Raw genomic sequence first — 17,174 nt, forward strand, 5'->3', positions numbered from 1 at the left:
AATGTGTATAAGAGACAGCCGCCCCGGCGATGGGGATGCCCGAATCGCCGGAGCCGCCGGAACACGCCGAACCCCCGGCGCGGCACCGCGGTCCCGACGAGGACGGCCCGGCCACCGGCGGGCAGTCGGTGGCCGAATTGCTGGCCCGCCTGCAGCAGACGGGCTCCTCGGGAGGCGGCCGGCGCCGGCGCCGGGAGGACTGAGCTAGGCTTTCTGCGACCGACCGGTACCCGCCGTGGACCGGAACGGGAACTGGAACCAACCAATCATGACGTCAGTGAGGTCGTCTTCATGGGGACCCCCAATGGACTGCGGCCGGCGCGGCTCAGCGTGGGCATCATCTCCGCCGGCCGGGTGGGAACCGCACTCGGTGTCGCCCTCGAGCGCGCCGACCACGTCGTGGTGGCCTGCAGTGCCGTGTCGGCCGCGTCGCGGCGCCGGGCGGCCACCAGACTGCCCGACACCGCGGTGCAGCCCGTCGACCGGGTGGCCGCCAACGCCGAACTGCTGCTGCTGGCCGTCCCGGACGCCGAGCTGGCGTCGCTGGTGGCCGGGCTGGCCGCGACGGCGGCGGTGCGGCCCGGCACGATCGTCGTGCACACCTCGGGTGCCAACGGCGTCGACATCCTGGCCCCGCTGACGGAGCTGGGCTGCGTTCCGCTGGCGATCCACCCGGCGATGACGTTCACCGGTGCCGAGGGGGACATCGACCGGCTGGCGGGCACCTGCTTCGGGATCACCGCCGCCGACGAGATCGGCTACGCCATCGCCCAGTCGCTGGTCCTGGAGATCGGCGGCGAACCCTTCCGGGTCCGGGAGGACGCGCGCACGCTCTACCACGCCGCCCTGTCCCACGCGAGCAACCACGTCGTCACCGTCATCGCCGACGCGCTGGAGGCGCTGCGGGCCGCGCTGTCCGGCCAGGAGCTGCTCGGCCAGGAGATGGTCGGCGACGACCCCGGCGGGCTCGCCGCCCGGGTGGTGGGACCGCTGGCCCGCGCGGCCCTGGAGAACACCCTGCAGCGCGGTCAGGCGGCGCTGACGGGGCCGGTGGCCCGCGGTGACGCCGGGGCGGTGGCCGGTCACCTCGAGGCCCTCGCGGAGGTCGACCCGGCACTGGCCGAGGCCTACCGTGCGGTGTCCCGGCGCACGGCCGAGCGCGCCCACGCTCCACGGGAGGTCTTCGAGGTGCTGTCCCGATGAGCCCGACCCGAGACGGCCGGGCCCCGGCGTTCGTTCCCGGAGAACTCCACACCTACTCGGCGCCGGGCGAGGTCGCCGAGGTCACCCGCGCGCTGCGCCGGACGGGGCGCCGGGTGATGCTGGTCCCGACGATGGGGGCGTTGCACGACGGCCACCTGAGCCTGGTCCGGGCCGCCAAACGGGTCCCCGGCGCGGTGGTGGTCGTCTCCATCTTCGTCAACCCGCTGCAGTTCGGCCCCACCGAGGATCTCGACGCCTACCCGCGAACCCTCGACGCCGACCTGGCGCTGCTGCGGGCCGAGCACGTCGACATCGCCTTCACCCCCACCGCCGCCGGCATGTACCCCGACGGGCCGCGCACCTCGGTGCGGCCCGGTCCGCTGGGCGCCGAGTTGGAGGGGGCGGCGCGGCCCACCCATTTCGCCGGAATGCTGACCGTGGTGCTCAAGCTGCTGCAGATCGTGCGGCCGGACCGGGCCTTCTTCGGTGAGAAGGACTACCAGCAGCTGGTGCTCATCCGTCAGATGGTGGCCGACCTCAACGTCGACGTGCAGATCGTCGGCGTGCCCATCGTGCGGGAACCCGACGGGCTGGCGCTGTCCTCGCGCAACCGCTACCTCGACGCCGCCCAGCGTGAGCTCGCCGCCGCGCTGTCGGCCGCGCTGGTCGCCGGCATGCACGCAGCGCCGGCCGGGGCAAACGCGGCGCTGGAGGCCGCGCGTTCGGTACTGGCCGCGGTACCGGCCGTCGACGTCGACTATCTGGAGGTCCGCGACCCCGCGTTGGGGCCCGCGCCGGCGGCGGGGACGGCCCGCCTGCTGGTGGCCGCACGGGTCGGCGAGACCCGGCTGCTGGACAACATCGGGGTGCAGCTGGGCGCGGCCGCCCCCCGCGGCGCCTACGCCGGCCCCGAGGACCATCTCGACATGCCCTGGAGGAACTGATGTTGCGGACCATGCTGAAATCGAAGATCCACCGCGCCACCGTCACCCATGCCGACCTGCACTACGTGGGATCGGTCACCATCGACGAGGATCTGATGGACGCCGCGGATCTGCTCGAGGGTGAGCAGGTGACCATCGTGGACATCGACAACGGTGCCCGCCTGGTGACCTACGCGATCACCGGGCAGCGAGGCAGCGGCGTGATCGGGATCAACGGTGCCGCGGCCCATCTGGTGCACCCCGGCGATCTGGTCATCCTGATCGCCTACGGGACCATGGACGACGCCGAGGTGCGGACCCACCGGCCCAGGGTGGTGTTCGTCGACGCCGACAACCGCCGGATCGACCTGGGTGGCGACCCGGCCTACGTGCCCGACGAACTGGCCGCCGACACCGAACTCGTCTCCCCGCGGGGGCTGAGCTAGTGCTGCTCGCCATCGACGTACGCAACACCCACACCGTGGTGGGCCTGATATCGGGCGCCGGCCAGCACGCGAAAGTGGTGCAGCACTGGAGGATTCGTACCGAACCGGAGGTCACGTCCGACGAGCTGGCGCTGATCATCGACGGTCTGATCGGTGACGACTCCGAGCGCCTGACCGGCTCCGTCGCGCTGTCGACCGTACCGTCGGTGCTGCACGAGGTGCGGCTGATGCTCGACCAGTACTGGCCCTCGATGCCGCACGTGCTGATCGAACCCGGTGTGCGTACCGGGATTCCGCTGCTGGTCGACAACCCGAAGGAGGTCGGCGCGGACCGGATCGTGAACTGCCTCGCGGCGTTCCACAAGTTCGGCAACCCGGCCATCGTCATCGACTTCGGGTCCTCGATCGTCGTGGACGTGGTGTCGGGCAAGGGTGAGTTCCTCGGTGGTGCCATCGCCCCCGGCGTGCAGCTGTCCTCGGACGCCGCGGCCGCCCGGTCCGCGGCGCTGCGCCGGGTGGAGCTGACCCGGCCGCGGTCGGTGGTGGGCAAGAACACCGTGGAATGCATGCAGGCGGGCGCGGTGTTCGGCTTCGCCGGTCTGGTCGACGCGCTGGTGCGCCGCATCCGCGACGACGTCGACGGTTTCGACGGCGACGATGTCGTGGTGGTGGCCACCGGCCACACGGCGCCGCTGCTGCTGCCCGATCTGCAGACCGTCGACCACTACGACCGGTATCTCACGCTGGACGGGCTGCGGCTGGTGTTCGAACGCAACCGCGACAACAACCGCGGCAGGCTCAAGCAGGCGAAGTGACGCCGGGCCCCGGTGCCCGTTGCCCGCGGAAGCCGCTCCGGACGGGCTCAGAAGAACGTCCGGATCAGGTCGACGACCCGGCCCTCGGCATCCAGCACCGGGATCAGCTGCCACTTGTCGAACACCGTGCACGGGTGTGAGATGCCGAACTCGATCCAGTCACCGACGTCGACCCGGGGCGCCTCGCCGCGGCCCAGCCGCAGAAACGCGTGCTGGTCGTTGAGCTTGGTGACCTCGCTGTGCGGAAACCCGCGCGGCACCGGAAGATCCTGGTCGAAGGAGACGTCGCGGCGCCCCATGGTCAGCAGCGCCAGGTGCGGTTCGGGGCGCGAGCAGACCTGGGCCCACACGCTCAGGGCCGGCCGGAACGCCACCGGGGAGGTCCGCGCGTAGAGCCCGTCGTCGTGGGTCAGATAGGCGCCGCTGCGCACCACGGTGCGCACCGTCATCCCGGTGGGCCACCCCTCGGCCAGGACGTCGGCGACCAGGTCGAAGTGCGTGCTCCCGCCGGCGGTCACCAGGATCTCGTCGGCCTCGAACACCCCGCGCAGCCGCAGCGCCGCGGCGCGCATCCGCGACAGGTAGGCCCGCACCCGGTCCCGGTTGGCCGCGGTGACGTCGTGCCCGAGGGCGGCCTCGTAGCCGGACACGCCGATCAGCCGCAGCTGTGGCCGGGCCGCGGCGGCCGTCGCGACGGCGTCGACGTCGGCGTCGGTGCGGCAGCCGGTGCGTGCGCCGGGCTCGCCGACCTCCACGCAGACGTCGAGCGGGCGGGCCGCGCCGTGAAGCGCCCTGCCCATCAACTCGACCCCCTTCTCGGAGTCGACCCAGCAGATCGGCCGGAAGCCGGGGTCGGCGGCCATCTCGGCGGCCAGCCAGCGCAACCCGGCGGGGTCGACGAGCTCGTTGGCCAGGATCACCGGGCTGGCGCCGAACGCCCGGTACATGCGCACCTGGTGGATGGTGGCCGCGGTCACCGCCCAGGCGCCGGCCGCGAGCTGCTCGGCGTAGAGCTGCGGGGCCATGTGGGTCTTGCCGTGCGGCGCGAGCCGCACACCGCGTTGGGCGCACCAGTGCGCCATGGTGTCCAGGTTGTGTCGCAGCGCGTCGGCCTGCAGCACGCACACCGGCCCGGTGGCACCCGCCTCGAACAGGCGGGGCCGCTCGGCGCGGACGTCGGCCACGGTGCGGCCCTGCCAGTCGGCGGGCAGGCCCTTGAACCGCCACGAGAGGCGTTCGTCGGCCAGTGCGGCCACCGCCGCGAGGTCCAGGGTGGCTGCCACACGTTCAATTTACGGAGCCGACGTCGTTTAGGCTGGCACGCCGTGAGCTCTGCCGAGGATGACCTGCCCGAACAGTTCCGGATCCGCCAGGAAAAGCGGGAGCGGCTGCTGGCCGAGGGGCGCGATCCCTACCCGGTCGAGGTCGCGCGCACCCACACCCTCGCGGAGATCCGCGCGGCCTATCCCGAACTGCCCGCCGACACCGAGACCGGCGACGTCGTCGGCGTCGCGGGCCGGGTGGTGTTCTCCCGGAACTCGGGCAAGCTGTGCTTCGCCACCCTGCAGGACGGCGACGGCACCCACCTGCAGGCGATGATCAGCCTCGCCGGGGTGGGCCAGGAGGCGCTGGACTCCTGGAAGGCCGACGTGGACCTCGGGGACATCGTGTTCGTCCACGGCGAGGTGATCAGTTCCCGGCGGGGCGAGCTCTCGGTGCTCGCCGACTCCTGGCAGATGGCTGCCAAGGCGCTGCGACCGCTGCCCGTCGCGCACAAGGAGATGAGCGAGGAGTCGCGGGTCCGGCAGCGCTACGTCGACCTCATCGTGCGGCCGCAGGCCCGCACGATCGCCCGGCAACGCATCGCGGTGGTCCGCGCGGTCCGCAACGCGCTGGAGCGTCGCGGATTTCTCGAGGTGGAAACGCCGATGCTGCAGACCCAGGCCGGCGGCGCTGCGGCGCGGCCATTCGTCACCCATTCCAATGCGCTGGACGCCGACCTTTTCCTGCGGATCGCCCCGGAGCTGTTTCTGAAGCGCTGCGTGGTCGGCGGATTGGACAAGGTGTTCGAACTGAATCGCAACTTCCGAAACGAAGGCGCCGATTCCACGCATTCGCCCGAATTCTCAATGCTGGAGACCTACCAGGCCTACGGCACCTATGACGATTCGGCGACTGTTACGCGTGAGGTTATTCAGGAGGTCGCTGACGAGGCGCTCGGCACCAGACAAGTCCCGTTACCGGACGGCGAATTTTACGATCTTGATGGCGAATGGAAATCCATCGAAATGTATTCCTCGCTGTCGGAGGCGCTCGGCGAGGAGATCACCCCGGACACGCCGGCCGAACACCTGTGGCGTGTCGCCGACCGTCTGGAGGTCGAGGTGCCGCGGGACCGCGGGTACGGCCACGGGAAGCTCGTGGAGGAGCTGTGGGAACACCTGGTCGGCGACAACCTGTGGGAACCGACGTTCGTCAAGGACTTCCCCGTGGAGACGACGCCGCTGACGCGTCAGCACCGCAGTGTCGCCGGGGTCAGCGAGAAGTGGGATCTCTACGTGCGGGGGTTCGAGCTGGCCACCGGCTATTCGGAGCTGATCGACCCGGTGGTGCAGCGGGAGCGGTTCGCCGCCCAGGCCCGCGCCGCGGCCGCCGGGGACGACGAGGCGATGTTGCTCGATGAGGATTTTCTGGCGGCCATGGAGTTTGCGATGCCCCCGACCACCGGCACCGGAATGGGCATCGACCGACTGTTGATGGCATTGACCGGGCTGTCCATTCGCGAGACCGTTTTATTCCCGATCGTCAAGCGCATGTGAAAGTTGACGGCAACTTCTCAGGGTTTATGCAGCGACCTTCTCGGGTGCGGTACATTCGTAACGCACGTTGAATACTGATCGGTTGGGAGGTCGGTCGGTGTTTTCCCCTGCGGGCGGGTAGAGAAGGACCAACAAGAAAATGGCCAAAAAAGTAACCGTCACGTTGGTTGACGATTTCGATGGCGAGGCCGCCGCCGACGAAACGGTCGAATTCGGTCTCGACGGCGTGACCTATGAGATCGACCTTTCCGCCAAGAACGCCGCCAAACTGCGCAACGACCTCAGGCAGTGGGTCGAGGCCGGCCGCCGGGTCGGCGGCCGGCGCCGGGGTCGCGCCACCGGATCGGGCCGGGGCCGGGCCGCCATCGACCGGGAGCAGAGCGCCGCGATCCGGGAATGGGCCCGCCGCAACGGTCATAATGTGTCGACCCGCGGCCGTATCCCCGCCGACGTGATCGACGCCTTCCACGCTGCGACCTGAGCCGAGACCCGGCCCGCCCACCGGCCCGCCCGCTCAGGCGCGTCGTTCGCTAGCGGCGAAGCCGTTCCCGCTCGCCGGGGAAACGATTCGGTATTTCCCGACGTTGGTTGTGTACGTCCACCCCGATCGTCGCGCCCCGCCTTGTCGGCGGGGCCCAAGGTAGGACGCCCCGGCCGGGCGCCCATTAGAGTGGACCTAAGGCTCTACGCGCCGCCCGGATGGGAGGTGCGATGGGCCCGATCAAGGAGAGCAGGTAATCACGGATGTTCGAGAGATTCACCGACCGAGCACGTCGGGTCGTCGTCCTGGCTCAAGAAGAAGCCCGGATGCTCAACCACAACTACATCGGCACCGAGCACATCCTGCTGGGACTTATTCACGAGGGTGAGGGCGTCGCCGCGAAGTCGCTCGAGTCGTTGGGTATTTCGCTGGAGGGCGTGCGCAGCCAGGTCGAGGAGATCATCGGCCAGGGCCAGCAGGCGCCGTCCGGGCACATCCCGTTCACTCCGCGCGCCAAGAAGGTGCTGGAGCTGTCCCTGCGCGAGGCGCTGCAGCTCGGCCACAACTACATCGGCACCGAGCACATCCTGCTCGGCCTCATCCGCGAGGGCGAGGGCGTCGCCGCCCAGGTGCTGGTCAAGCTCGGCGCCGAACTGACCCGGGTCCGCCAGCAGGTCATCCAGCTGCTGTCCGGCTACCAGGGCAAGGAGGCCGCCGAGGCCGGGACCGGCGGGCGCGGCGGCGAGACGGGCAACCCGTCGACGTCACTGGTGCTCGACCAGTTCGGCCGCAACCTGACCGCCGCCGCCATGGAGGGCAAGCTCGACCCCGTCATCGGCCGGGAGAAGGAAATCGAGCGGGTCATGCAGGTGCTGAGCCGCCGCACCAAGAACAACCCGGTGCTGATCGGCGAACCCGGTGTCGGCAAGACCGCCGTCGTCGAGGGCCTCGCGCAGGCCATCGTGCACGGCGAGGTTCCCGAGACACTGAAGGACAAGCAGCTCTACACCCTGGACCTGGGGTCGCTGGTCGCGGGCAGCCGCTACCGCGGTGACTTCGAGGAACGCCTGAAGAAGGTGCTCAAGGAGATCAACACCCGCGGCGACATCATCCTGTTCATCGACGAGCTGCACACGCTCGTCGGCGCGGGTGCCGCCGAGGGAGCGATCGACGCCGCCTCGATCCTCAAGCCGAAGCTGGCCCGCGGTGAGCTGCAGACCATCGGCGCCACCACCCTCGACGAGTACCGCAAGTACATCGAGAAGGACGCCGCCCTGGAGCGCCGGTTCCAGCCGGTGCAGGTCGGTGAGCCGACCGTGGAGCACACCATCGAGATCCTCAAGGGTCTGCGGGACCGCTACGAGGCGCATCACCGCGTGTCCATCACCGACTCGGCGATGGTCGCGGCCGCCACGCTGGCCGACCGCTACATCAACGACCGGTTCCTGCCGGACAAGGCGATCGACCTGATCGACGAGGCCGGCGCCCGGATGCGGATCCGCCGGATGACCGCTCCGCCCGACCTGCGTGAGTTCGACGAGAAGATCGCCGACGCACGCCGGGAGAAGGAGTCGGCGATCGATGCGCAGGACTTCGAGAAGGCCGCCAGCCTGCGCGACCGGGAGAAGCAGCTGGTCGCCCAGCGCGCCGAGCGGGAGAAGCAGTGGCGCTCCGGTGACCTCGACGTGGTCGCCGAGGTCGACGACGAGCAGATCGCCGAGGTGCTGGGCAACTGGACCGGCATCCCGGTGTTCAAGCTGACCGAGGAGGAGACCACCCGGCTGCTGCGCATGGAGGACGAGCTGCACAAGCGGATCATCGGCCAGGAGGATGCCGTCAAGGCCGTCTCCAAGGCGATCCGCCGTACGCGTGCCGGCCTGAAGGATCCCAAGCGCCCGTCGGGCTCGTTCATCTTCGCCGGCCCGTCCGGTGTCGGGAAGACCGAGCTGTCCAAGGCGCTGGCCAACTTCCTGTTCGGCGACGACGACGCCCTCATCCAGATCGACATGGGCGAGTTCCACGACCGGTTCACCGCGTCGCGGCTGTTCGGTGCCCCTCCGGGGTACGTCGGCTACGAAGAGGGCGGCCAGCTCACCGAGAAGGTGCGCCGCAAGCCGTTCAGTGTGGTGCTGTTCGACGAGATCGAGAAGGCCCACCAGGAGATCTACAACACCCTGTTGCAGGTCCTGGAGGACGGTCGCCTCACCGACGGCCAGGGCCGCACGGTCGACTTCAAGAACACCGTGCTGATCTTCACGTCCAACCTGGGCACCTCCGACATCTCCAAGGCGGTCGGGCTGGGCTTCACCCAGGGCGGCGGTGAGAACAACTACGAGCGGATGAAGCTCAAGGTCAACGACGAGCTCAAGAAGCACTTCCGTCCGGAGTTCCTCAACCGTATCGACGACATCATCGTCTTCCACCAGCTCACGCAGGACGAGATCATCCGGATGGTGGACCTGATGGTCGGCCGGGTCGGAACGCAGCTCAAGGCCAAGGACATGGCGCTGGAGCTCACCGACCAGGCCAAGGCCCTGCTGGCCAAGCGTGGCTTCGACCCGGTCCTGGGTGCCCGGCCGCTGCGCCGGACCATCCAGCGCGAGATCGAGGACGCGCTCTCGGAGAAGATCCTCTTCGAGGAGGTCGGTCCGGGTCAGCTCGTGACCGTCGACGTCGAGAACTGGGACGGCGAGGGCGCCGGCGAGGACGCACGGTTCACCTTCACCGGTGGGCCCAAGGCCGCCGCGACCGACGAGTCGGATCTGGCCAAGACGGCAGCGGAGTAGACACTCGGCACGCCAGGCGGGCGGTCTCCCCTCGGGGGGCCGCCCGCTTCGCGTGCGGGGGTGTGCGGGCACTGACCGAAAGGTCAGTACTCCGGGTCGCGGGTGCACGGCGAGCGGCCGGCGGGTCTAGCATGTGGAGGTCACCCCGACGGGTCGAGGAATCTGGTGAGAGTCCAGAACGGTCGCGCCACTGTCCACAGTCAGACCCGACACCCGTCAGCCAAGATCGAGACGCGGGCTCTCGAGAGAGGACACCGATGATGAGTTCGGGTACGCGCACCGCAAGGGCCACCCCCATTGACTTCTCGGCCGCCAGGGCGGCGCTGTGGCTGTCGGCCACGGCGGTGCTGGCCCTGGTGGTGCTCTACTTCGTCGGCGTCGACCAGGGGGCGACCTCGGTCCTCGGCGACAACATGTACATCCACGAGTTCGTGCATGACGCCCGCCATCTGCTCGGCTTCCCGTGCCACTGAGCCGCTGAACGCCGCCGGCCGGGCAGCACGTAGACAAGCATGGAAAAATCATTGATCTGGCGCGGCCTGTTGGCCGGCGCCATAGCGGGTGTGCTCGCGTTCGCCTACGCGAAGGTGTTCCTGGAACCGATCGTCGGCCGCGCCATTGACTTCGAGGACGGTGTCGGCGCGGCGCACGAGGCGATGGAGGCCGCGGCCGGTGGCCACAGCCACGGCTCCGAGGGTGGTGAACTGTTCACCCGCGGTGTCCAGTCCACCATCGGGATGGGGTTCGGGGTGCTGGCGTTCAGCGTGGCGATGGCGGCGCTGTTCGCGGTGGCGTTCTGCGTGCTGTACGGCCGGATCGGCAACGTCTCGGCCCGGATGCTCGCGCTGCTGCTCGCCGGGGCGATGTTGGTCGCGTTGTGGATCGTGCCGGCGTTGAAGTACCCGCCGAGCCCGCCCGCGACCAGTCTCGACGAGACGATCACCCAACGGACCCTGCTCTATCTGCTGATGGTCGCGCTCTCCGCGCTGTTGGTGGTGGCCGCCGCCTATCTCGGCCATCAACTGCTACCGAAGCTGGGGGCATGGAACGCGACCCTGGCCGCCGTCGGCTCGTACGTCGTGGCCGTCGCGATCGTGATGCTCATCCTGCCAGGCATCGCTGAGACTCCGGGCCCGATGCGCGATGACACCGGAACGATCGTCTTCCCCGGCTTTCCGGCGGCCGATCTCTACGAGTTCCGGCTGCATTCGCTGGGCGTCCAGGTGCTGATGTGGGCGACGATCGGCCTGACGTTCGGGGTGATGGCCTCGCGGCTGCTCGAAAGCGACCGCCGGGAGACCATCGCCGCGTGAGCGGGCTCGTCCGCCTGACCATGGTGTCGCACGGAATGACCGACGCCATGGCGGCCGGACGATTCCCCGTCGACGAGCCGCTCAACGCGCTGGGGCGTCGCCGGCTGGCGGACCGGGCCGGCGGCATCCCGGAGCCGACGGCGGTATGGACGGCGGTGTGCGGGCCGGAACTGCGCACCCGCCAGACCTCCGAGGAACTGGGGCTCGGTGCGGCCCCCGACGCCGCGCTCTCGGACCTCGACGTCGGCGCCTGGCGCGGCCGGCCCCTCGACGCGGTCGACCCCGGTGACCTTGCGGCGTGGCTGCGCGACCCCGCCGCCACGCCGCACGGCGGCGAATCGGTGGAGGAGCTGATCGAACGGGTTCGCCGCTGGATGCGGACCCTGACCGTGTTCCCCGAGAAGACCCCCGGGACCTCCGGCCGGGTGCTGGCCGTGACGCACCCGGCCGTTGTCCGCGCCGCAGTCCTGACCGCACTGCAGGGGCCGCCGAAGTCCTTCTGGCGCATCGACGTTGCCCCCGCGGCGCGTGTCGAGTTGCACCACCGGGGAGCGGGCTGGACGCTGAGGCTGTAGGAGCCGTCTCGGTGGCCCCTGCTCAGACCTCGTCGGGGCGCAGCACGATCCGGTTCAGCCTGCGCGACACGGCCGCACCCCACGGGACGGCCAGGCGGGCGCCGGTCAACAGCTCGGCGTCGGTCAGCAGGTCGTGGGTGCGCCCACGGCGCACGGTGCGGTCGGCGAGGACGAGGGTCTCGGCCGACCAGGTCCAGGCGACGTCGACATCGTGGGTGGCCAGCACGACCGCGGTCCCGGCGTCGGCGAGCGCGGTGAGGGTGACCAGCAGGTCCTCGACCGCTCTCGGGTCGAGCCCCGCGGTGGCCTCGTCCAGCAGCAGCACCTGCGGGCGCATCGCCACCGCGCCGGCGATCGTCACCCGCTTGCGCTGACCGAAGGACAGATGGTGGGGCGGGCGGTCGGCGAGCTCGGCGATGTCCAGCGCGGTCATCGCCTCGTCGACGCGGGCCGCCACCTCGGCCGGCTGCAGGCCGAGGTTGACCGGCCCGAACGACACGTCCGCGCGCACGGTCGCGCCGATGATCTGGTCGTCCGGCTCTTGGAGCACCATCTGCACCCGGGTGCGCAGGCGGGTGCGGTCGGCCCGCGAGCCGGTCAGCGGCGCGCCGTGCAGCCGCACCGTCCCGGTCGTCGGCTTGGCCAGACCGACCAGCAGCCGCAGCAGTGTCGTCTTGCCGGAGCCGTTGGCGCCCAGCAGCGCGATCCGTTGTCCCGCCCGCAGCGACAGGTCCACGCCCTCGAAGATCCGTGGTCCCTGCGGGTGGGCGAAGCCGACGCCGCGGAGCCCGAGAATCCCGGGCCCGTCGTCATCCGCCATTCCAGGCCCTCCAGGTCAGTTCCGATGTCACCGCGATCGCCGCGAACGCGACGGCGGCGGTGGCGAGCCGGGCCGGGCGCACCGGGCGGTCCGCGGTGAGAACCGCCGTCATCCCGGGTTCGGCGCGCAGGGACATCGCCTCCGAGATGGCGCGAGCGCGCTGTGTCGCCCGCACGAAGACCAGCGCGGACTGGGAGCCGACCACGGTGATGGCCACCCGCGGATTCCGCAGGCCCAACCGCAGATCCACCGCCTCCCGGGCGGTGCGCGCGGAGCGGATGAGGATGCCGACCAGTCGGTACGTCAGATCGGCGACGTGGCACAGCGCGGCCGTCACGCCGCCCCGCCGGAACAGGCCGAGCAGGTCCGCCATCAACGTCGTCGCGGCCAGGCCGATCGTCACCGCCGAGGCGGCGATCGCCCGCAGCGCCGTGTCCACGGCGAGGCTCAGCCCGCCGGGCTCCAGGTGCGGGCCCCCGCGCAGGCTGACGGCGATCGGGACCGACCCGATCGCGATGAACACGGCCGGCCCCAGCAACGCGAGAACGAAGAGGCGCACCCGCACCCGGGCGAGGCCCAGGGTCGCCACCAGCACCGCGAGGAGTACGAGAGGCGCCCCCGTTCGCGGCGGCAGCACCATCGCGCACAGCAGCAGCCCCCCGTACAGCCACACCTTCTCGGCGGCGGGGTCGCTCGCCCACCGACTGCGGGCCGCGCTGGTCTCGAGTGGGTTCACCGCGGCGGATCAGTCGCTGCCGCGGGTCCCCCGGGCGGAGTCGCCGGCCGGGGTGGCGGAGAGCGCCTCGGCCCGCCCCCGTCGGCGCCCGGCGTACCAGCCGACCGCGCCGCCCAGGACGATCCCGCCGAGTCCCGCCTGCAGCGCGAACAGCCCGGATTCCACCTCCCCGGGGAGCTCTCCGACCAGCGGGGAATACCAGGGCTCGTAGCTCTCGTCGATGGTGGCGATCACCTCTTCGGCCTGGCCGTCGGCGCCGCCGAATTCGGCCTGGGCGTCCCGGGAGTAACCGTAGAGCAGGGATCCCACGGCGATCGCGGCCGCGAGGACCAGCAACCCGATCGACATGACGAGAACCGAGCTCCTGCCCGTGCCGGGCCTGTCGGTGCGGTTGCCCATCGCCTACACCTCCTGACGATCGTCGCTACGGTGCTCGTCGCCGGCGCCGGCGGGAACCTCCCTGCCCTTGAGGAAACCGAGGTTCAGCAGCTCGGAGGAGGCGACCTGCATGAGCACGCGGACGATGACGACGGTGATCAGCCCCTCGACGATCGCCAGCGGCACCTGCGTGACGGCGAAGACGGTCATGAACTCGGCGAAGCTCTCGGAGAAGCCGCCCTCGGAGGAGGGGAATGCCAGCGCGAGCTGGAAACTCGTGACGACGTAGGTGAACAGGTCGGCGACGAAGGCCAGCGCGAACACCGACGGAAGTACCCCGAGCCCGGCCTTGCGGAGCGCGAAGAACACGGCGAACCCGGCCCACGGTCCGGCGATGGCCATCGAGAACACGTTCGCGCCGAGGGTGGTGATTCCGCCGTGCGCGAGGAGCAGCGCCTGGAACAGCAGGACGATGGTCCCCAGGAAGGCCATCACCGGCGGTTTGAAAATCGCCGTACCCAGGCCGGTTCCGGTCGGGTGCGAGCTGGAGCCCGTCACCGACGGCAGCTTGATCGCCGACATGACGAACGAGAAAGCGCCGACGGCGGCGAGCAGCGGACCCGACGACGGCTGCCGCCTGACGGTGAGCGCGACCTGCCTGGCCCCGTGGATGACGAAGGGCGCCGCCGCGATGGTCCAGGCCACAGCGTGCGCCGGGGGGAGGAACCCCTCTGCGATGTGCATGAATCTGATATGCCTTTCCGCCCAGCACCTCGTGGGCATCGATGTCGGTGCTGCGGTCGGTCTCCTGGCTCACGGGTCTCCCGGACCACCGAGCAGGTGGGCCGGAACGCCGGTGCCCGCCTTCCCGCCCGCACCCAAGGGCGCGGGCAGTGGCACGCAGGACACTGACTTCCCGTTCACAGTGGCGAGGGCCGCCCCGGTCTCACACCGGGTTCCCGTACACCGCAGCAGACGGAGCATACCTCGCATGACGCGTGTCGGCGGGGGGCAGTGGTTCGGGCCGGTCGAGGTTCAGGCGGGGATCATCGCGAACATCTGTTTGATGATCGACATCAGCCAACCGCCGGTCTGGGTGCCGTGGAAGCGATCCCAATTGGTCTGCAGGCTGACCACCCACGGCTGGCCCGAACGGTCGACGGCGTACCAGCTGAAGGTCAGTTCGCCCGGCAGGTTTCCGGCCTTGGCGCCGATGTAGGGCCACTGGGTGCGGTCCAGGTCGATTCCCGGAAGCGCGGAGAGGATGTCGCGCACGGGGGCGGCCGCACCCGTCGAGATCTGTTGCAGGGCGGCGTGCACGCGGCAGATGTCCTCGGCGCTGCCGTACCACTCGGCGCCGTAGGCCGACGCGGGGGAGTGGGTCCGCAACGGGTCCGGCTCGTAGGGGCGCGAGCCGGTGTCCTTCAACAGCTCGGCACGTACCTGCGGTGAGCCGTTCTTCCACCGCTCGCGCAGATCCGGCTCGCCCCAGCCGATCGAGAACAGCTCGTGCATGGTGGGGAACGGGGTCATGCTTGCGGGATCATGGTGACCGGCGTCGGCCAGGGCGCGTTCGACGGCGCGGGTTCCGACCTTGTTGATCAGCATGTCGGTGGCCATGTTGTCGCTGTTGGAGATCATCGTCTGTGCGGCGTCGCGCACCGAGATCTGTGTTCCCGCAGGCACTTTGTCGTAGGCGGAGGAGCCCACGGTCTTGCCCTCGTCGGTGATCGTGACGGTGTCGGACCAGGACAGGGTGCCGGCCTTGACCGCCTCGGCCACCGCGTAGAGCACATAAAGTTTGAAGATCGAGGCCAGCGGCAGGGACTGCTCGGTGTTGCTGCCGGCGAACTGTTCGCAGCGGCCGTCGACGACCTTGGACACCCGATAGGAGTAGCGCGCGCCCGAGCGCTGCAGTGCCGCATCGACATCGGCCCAGGTGTGCACCGGCGGTGTCTGGGTGGTGACGATGAACTTGTCGACCATCGTGGTGTCGTCGGTGTGCAGTTCGATGTCCTGCCGGGCTCCGTAGGACGTGATCAGGTGCAGCGTCGCCGACCCGGCGCCGATGTCCACGCCGGCCACGGTGTAGGGCCGCTCCCACCACATTCCGTCCATCACGGTGGCGATGTAGTCGACGGTGTCGGGTGCCGCCAGCGTCCTCACCCCGGGCGGCCCGATGGGCCAGTCGGAGTTGAGCATGTCCATCACCTGCTTGGCGCGCAGGCCCTGCGGGGTGTTGAGGCTGATCCGGGTACCGGAATCCCCGGCGCTGGCCGAGGGTGACGAATTCGCTCCGCAACCGCCGACCAGCGAAACAACCAGGGCGGCGCCGCACAGGAGCGCCGCGGTGTGCCGGATCGCGCGGCGGGACCTAAGCGTCTGCGCTTGAACCGGCAACGTCCAGCACAACCTCGAACTCCAGCAGCGATGCACCCGAAGCCACGGGGTTGCGCTGTTCACCGCGGTGCGCCTCGATGGCCGGCCCGGTGGCCCAGGCCTGGAATGCCTCCTCGGACTCCCACTGGGTGACCACGAAGTAGCGGTTCTCGCCCTTCACCGGCCGCAGCAACTGGAAGCCCAGGAAGCCGGGCTGGTTGTCCACGGCGTGCGCGCGGTGGGCGAACCGCTTCTCCAGTTCGGGGCCGGCGCCCTCGGGCACCTCGATTGCGTTGATCTTCACCACGGCCATGTCGTCAGGCTACCGTGCTTGATCTGCCCGACGGGAGAGCACGCAAGATGGCAGGTATGACGTCGGACCACTCGACCCACCTGACCTTCCGGGGTGGCCGCGGCACGCCGCTGGTCCTGGTGCACGGATTGATGGGGCGCGGTAGCACGTGGTCGCGGCAGGTGCCCTGGCTGACCGGGTTGGGTGCGGTCTTCACCTATGACGCGCCCTGGCACCGCGGTCGCGACGTCGCCGATCCGCACCCGATCAGCACCGAGCGATTCGTGGCCGACCTCGCCGACTCGGTGGCCGGATTGGGGGCGCCGGCGGTGCTGGTGGGCCATTCGATGGGCGCCCTGCACGCCTGGTGCCTGGCCGCCGACCGCCCGGACCTGGTCGCCGCGGTCGTCGTCGAGGACATGGCCCCGGACTTCCGGGGGCGCACCACCGGGCCGTGGGAGCCGTGGCTGACGGCGCTGCCGGCCGAGTTCGACTCCGAGCGGTCGGTGCTCGACATCTTCGGCCCGACGGCCGGCCGGTACTTCCTGGACGCCTTCGACCGCACCGTCACCGGGTGGCGGCTGCACGGCCGCCCGGAGCGCTGGGTGCAGATCGCCGCGGAATGGGGGACGCGGGCCTACTGGCGGCAATGGCGTGACGTGCGGGCTCCCACCCTGCTGCTGGAGGCGCAGGATTCGGTGGCCCCGCCCGGCCAGATGGCCCAGATGCACGAGGCCGGCCGGCGGAGCAGCTACGTGCGGGTCCCGGGCACCGGCCATCTCATCCACGACGAGGCGCCGCGGGTGTACCGCACCGCCGTCGAGGACTTTCTGCGGCCGCTGGTCGGGCGCGGCTGACCGGCATTCGCCCCACGATTCTCACCGACATTCGCTGCAGCGTTCGGCTACCGCCGCTCGCCACGGGAGCCCGGATGGGGCCATACGGGCTGGTTCTCGAACCGGGTGCGGATGGCGTCGACGTCGTGGCTGACCCGCCGGATGTCGGGATCGTCGCCGGGCAGCTGGCTCACGGCGGGTACCGCGAAGCGAAACCGCCGGGTGGGCCGGCGCAGCCGGCCTCGGCGGCGCGACCGCAGCGTCAGCGCGGCCACCAGCCCGATTGGGGTCAGCAGGACGGCCAGGATCGGCAGGAAACTCGGGAATGCGCTCATGGCAGAAAGTGTTGCGACGAGAATATGCCGCCAACAG

19 protein-coding genes, 1 pseudogene and 1 riboswitch are annotated in these 17,174 nt (G+C 70.2%); of the genes and pseudogenes, 12 read left to right on the top strand and 8 right to left on the bottom strand.

Annotated features, from left to right (window positions below):
- Positions 1-38: 38 nt before the first annotated feature.
- The 5 genes and pseudogenes from CSR00_RS31780 to CSR00_RS10415 all read left to right on the top strand — a co-directional run.
- Positions 39-203, top strand: a pseudogene (locus CSR00_RS31780) (DUF6779 domain-containing protein); the annotation flags it as partial.
- 88 nt (positions 204-291) lie between these two features.
- Positions 292-1,203, top strand: a complete 912-nt coding sequence (locus tag CSR00_RS10400; RefSeq protein WP_141564326.1) for a Rossmann-like and DUF2520 domain-containing protein — start codon at positions 292-294, stop codon at positions 1,201-1,203.
- Positions 1,200-2,147, top strand: a complete 948-nt coding sequence (panC, locus tag CSR00_RS10405; protein WP_099022328.1) for a pantoate--beta-alanine ligase — start codon at positions 1,200-1,202, stop codon at positions 2,145-2,147. The genes CSR00_RS10400 and panC overlap by 4 nt, the downstream gene beginning before the upstream one ends.
- Complete coding sequence (gene panD / locus CSR00_RS10410) at positions 2,147-2,572, top strand: aspartate 1-decarboxylase (RefSeq protein ID WP_099022329.1); 426 nt, start codon at positions 2,147-2,149, stop codon at positions 2,570-2,572. Before panC ends, panD begins: the two co-directional genes overlap by 1 nt.
- The gene (locus tag CSR00_RS10415; RefSeq protein WP_099022330.1) at positions 2,572-3,387 is read left to right on the top strand and encodes a type III pantothenate kinase; all 816 of its coding nucleotides are present in this window, start codon (positions 2,572-2,574) and stop codon (positions 3,385-3,387) included. The genes panD and CSR00_RS10415 overlap by 1 nt, the downstream gene beginning before the upstream one ends.
- A gap of 47 nt (positions 3,388-3,434) precedes the next feature.
- On the opposite strand, the gene CSR00_RS10420 is transcribed toward CSR00_RS10415, so the two are convergent.
- Positions 3,435-4,670, bottom strand: coding sequence for an alanine racemase (locus tag CSR00_RS10420; protein WP_099022331.1), 1,236 nt, complete (start codon positions 4,668-4,670; stop codon positions 3,435-3,437).
- 42 nt (positions 4,671-4,712) lie between these two features.
- Here CSR00_RS10420 and lysS point away from each other — a divergent pair, with 42 nt between their 5' ends.
- The 6 genes from lysS to CSR00_RS10450 all read left to right on the top strand — a co-directional run bounded on the left by lysS (position 4,713) and on the right by CSR00_RS10450 (position 11,361).
- Positions 4,713-6,206 carry a lysine--tRNA ligase gene (gene lysS, locus CSR00_RS10425; RefSeq protein ID WP_099022332.1) on the top strand — a complete coding sequence of 498 codons (1,494 nt, stop codon included), beginning with the start codon at positions 4,713-4,715 and terminating at the stop codon, positions 6,204-6,206.
- Between the two features lie 139 nt (positions 6,207-6,345).
- Positions 6,346-6,687, top strand: a complete 342-nt coding sequence (gene lsr2, locus CSR00_RS10430; protein ID WP_099022333.1) for a histone-like nucleoid-structuring protein Lsr2 — start codon at positions 6,346-6,348, stop codon at positions 6,685-6,687.
- A 263-nt stretch (positions 6,688-6,950) separates the two neighbouring features.
- Positions 6,951-9,473 carry an ATP-dependent protease ATP-binding subunit ClpC gene (gene clpC1 / locus CSR00_RS10435; RefSeq protein ID WP_099022334.1) on the top strand — a complete coding sequence of 841 codons (2,523 nt, stop codon included), beginning with the start codon at positions 6,951-6,953 and terminating at the stop codon, positions 9,471-9,473.
- 260 nt (positions 9,474-9,733) lie between these two features.
- Positions 9,734-9,946 (top strand): CbtB domain-containing protein, encoded by a 213-nt coding sequence (locus CSR00_RS10440; RefSeq protein WP_099022396.1) that lies wholly within the window; start codon positions 9,734-9,736, stop codon positions 9,944-9,946.
- A gap of 39 nt (positions 9,947-9,985) precedes the next feature.
- The gene (locus CSR00_RS10445) at positions 9,986-10,786 is read left to right on the top strand and encodes a CbtA family protein (protein WP_099022335.1); all 801 of its coding nucleotides are present in this window, start codon (positions 9,986-9,988) and stop codon (positions 10,784-10,786) included.
- Positions 10,783-11,361, top strand: coding sequence for a histidine phosphatase family protein (locus tag CSR00_RS10450; RefSeq protein ID WP_099022336.1), 579 nt, complete (start codon positions 10,783-10,785; stop codon positions 11,359-11,361). The genes CSR00_RS10445 and CSR00_RS10450 overlap by 4 nt, the downstream gene beginning before the upstream one ends.
- A gap of 22 nt (positions 11,362-11,383) precedes the next feature.
- On the opposite strand, the gene CSR00_RS10455 is transcribed toward CSR00_RS10450, so the two are convergent.
- The 6 genes from CSR00_RS10455 to mhuD form a co-directional block, all read right to left on the bottom strand.
- Positions 11,384-12,181: an energy-coupling factor ABC transporter ATP-binding protein gene (locus CSR00_RS10455; protein ID WP_099022337.1), complete on the bottom strand. Its 798-nt coding sequence runs from the start codon at positions 12,179-12,181 to the stop codon at positions 11,384-11,386.
- Positions 12,171-12,917, bottom strand: coding sequence for a CbiQ family ECF transporter T component (locus CSR00_RS10460; protein WP_099022338.1), 747 nt, complete (start codon positions 12,915-12,917; stop codon positions 12,171-12,173). The genes CSR00_RS10455 and CSR00_RS10460 overlap by 11 nt, the downstream gene beginning before the upstream one ends.
- Positions 12,918-12,926: 9 nt before the next feature.
- Positions 12,927-13,316, bottom strand: a complete 390-nt coding sequence (locus CSR00_RS10465; protein WP_099022339.1) for an energy-coupling factor ABC transporter substrate-binding protein — start codon at positions 13,314-13,316, stop codon at positions 12,927-12,929.
- Between the two features lie 3 nt (positions 13,317-13,319).
- Complete coding sequence (locus CSR00_RS10470; RefSeq protein ID WP_099022340.1) at positions 13,320-14,039, bottom strand: energy-coupling factor ABC transporter permease; 720 nt, start codon at positions 14,037-14,039, stop codon at positions 13,320-13,322.
- Between the two features lie 37 nt (positions 14,040-14,076).
- A riboswitch (cobalamin riboswitch) is annotated at positions 14,077-14,281 on the bottom strand.
- Between the two features lie 49 nt (positions 14,282-14,330).
- Positions 14,331-15,695 carry a serine hydrolase gene (locus tag CSR00_RS10475; RefSeq protein WP_407662419.1) on the bottom strand — a complete coding sequence of 455 codons (1,365 nt, stop codon included), beginning with the start codon at positions 15,693-15,695 and terminating at the stop codon, positions 14,331-14,333.
- On the bottom strand, positions 15,670-15,987 hold the full coding sequence (gene mhuD / locus CSR00_RS10480) for a mycobilin-forming heme oxygenase MhuD (RefSeq protein WP_099022342.1): 318 nt from the start codon (positions 15,985-15,987) through the stop codon (positions 15,670-15,672). The genes CSR00_RS10475 and mhuD overlap by 26 nt, the downstream gene beginning before the upstream one ends.
- A gap of 56 nt (positions 15,988-16,043) precedes the next feature.
- On the opposite strand from mhuD, the gene CSR00_RS10485 reads away from it, so the two are divergent.
- Entirely contained in the window at positions 16,044-16,823 is a 780-nt protein-coding gene (locus CSR00_RS10485) for an alpha/beta fold hydrolase (RefSeq protein ID WP_099022343.1), read from the top strand.
- 47 nt (positions 16,824-16,870) lie between these two features.
- On the opposite strand, the gene CSR00_RS10490 is transcribed toward CSR00_RS10485, so the two are convergent.
- Positions 16,871-17,137, bottom strand: coding sequence for a hypothetical protein (locus CSR00_RS10490; RefSeq protein ID WP_099022344.1), 267 nt, complete (start codon positions 17,135-17,137; stop codon positions 16,871-16,873).
- Between the last annotated feature and the right edge of the window lie 37 nt (positions 17,138-17,174).

It is taken from the genome of Mycolicibacterium palauense (assembly GCF_002592005.1).
In the GTDB taxonomy this organism is placed as follows: domain Bacteria; phylum Actinomycetota; class Actinomycetes; order Mycobacteriales; family Mycobacteriaceae; genus Mycobacterium; species Mycobacterium palauense.

Bases quoted from the DNA above. Each gene is read 5' to 3' on its own strand.
- CSR00_RS10485 (WP_099022343.1), top strand. From the start codon at position 16,044: ATGACGTCGGACCACTCGACCCACCTGACCTTCCGGGGTGGCCGCGGC.
- CSR00_RS10470 (WP_099022340.1), bottom strand. From the start codon at position 14,039: ATGCACATCGCAGAGGGGTTCCTCCCCCCGGCGCACGCTGTGGCCTGG.
- clpC1 (WP_099022334.1), top strand. From the start codon at position 6,951: ATGTTCGAGAGATTCACCGACCGAGCACGTCGGGTCGTCGTCCTGGCT.
- CSR00_RS10455 (WP_099022337.1), bottom strand. From the start codon at position 12,181: ATGGCGGATGACGACGGGCCCGGGATTCTCGGGCTCCGCGGCGTCGGC.
- CSR00_RS10445 (WP_099022335.1), top strand. From the start codon at position 9,986: ATGGAAAAATCATTGATCTGGCGCGGCCTGTTGGCCGGCGCCATAGCG.
- CSR00_RS10490 (WP_099022344.1), bottom strand. From the start codon at position 17,137: ATGAGCGCATTCCCGAGTTTCCTGCCGATCCTGGCCGTCCTGCTGACC.
- CSR00_RS10400 (WP_141564326.1), top strand. From the start codon at position 292: ATGGGGACCCCCAATGGACTGCGGCCGGCGCGGCTCAGCGTGGGCATC.
- mhuD (WP_099022342.1), bottom strand. From the start codon at position 15,987: ATGGCCGTGGTGAAGATCAACGCAATCGAGGTGCCCGAGGGCGCCGGC.
- lsr2 (WP_099022333.1), top strand. From the start codon at position 6,346: ATGGCCAAAAAAGTAACCGTCACGTTGGTTGACGATTTCGATGGCGAG.
- panD (WP_099022329.1), top strand. From the start codon at position 2,147: ATGTTGCGGACCATGCTGAAATCGAAGATCCACCGCGCCACCGTCACC.
- panC (WP_099022328.1), top strand. From the start codon at position 1,200: ATGAGCCCGACCCGAGACGGCCGGGCCCCGGCGTTCGTTCCCGGAGAA.
- CSR00_RS10440 (WP_099022396.1), top strand. From the start codon at position 9,734: ATGAGTTCGGGTACGCGCACCGCAAGGGCCACCCCCATTGACTTCTCG.
- CSR00_RS10465 (WP_099022339.1), bottom strand. From the start codon at position 13,316: ATGGGCAACCGCACCGACAGGCCCGGCACGGGCAGGAGCTCGGTTCTC.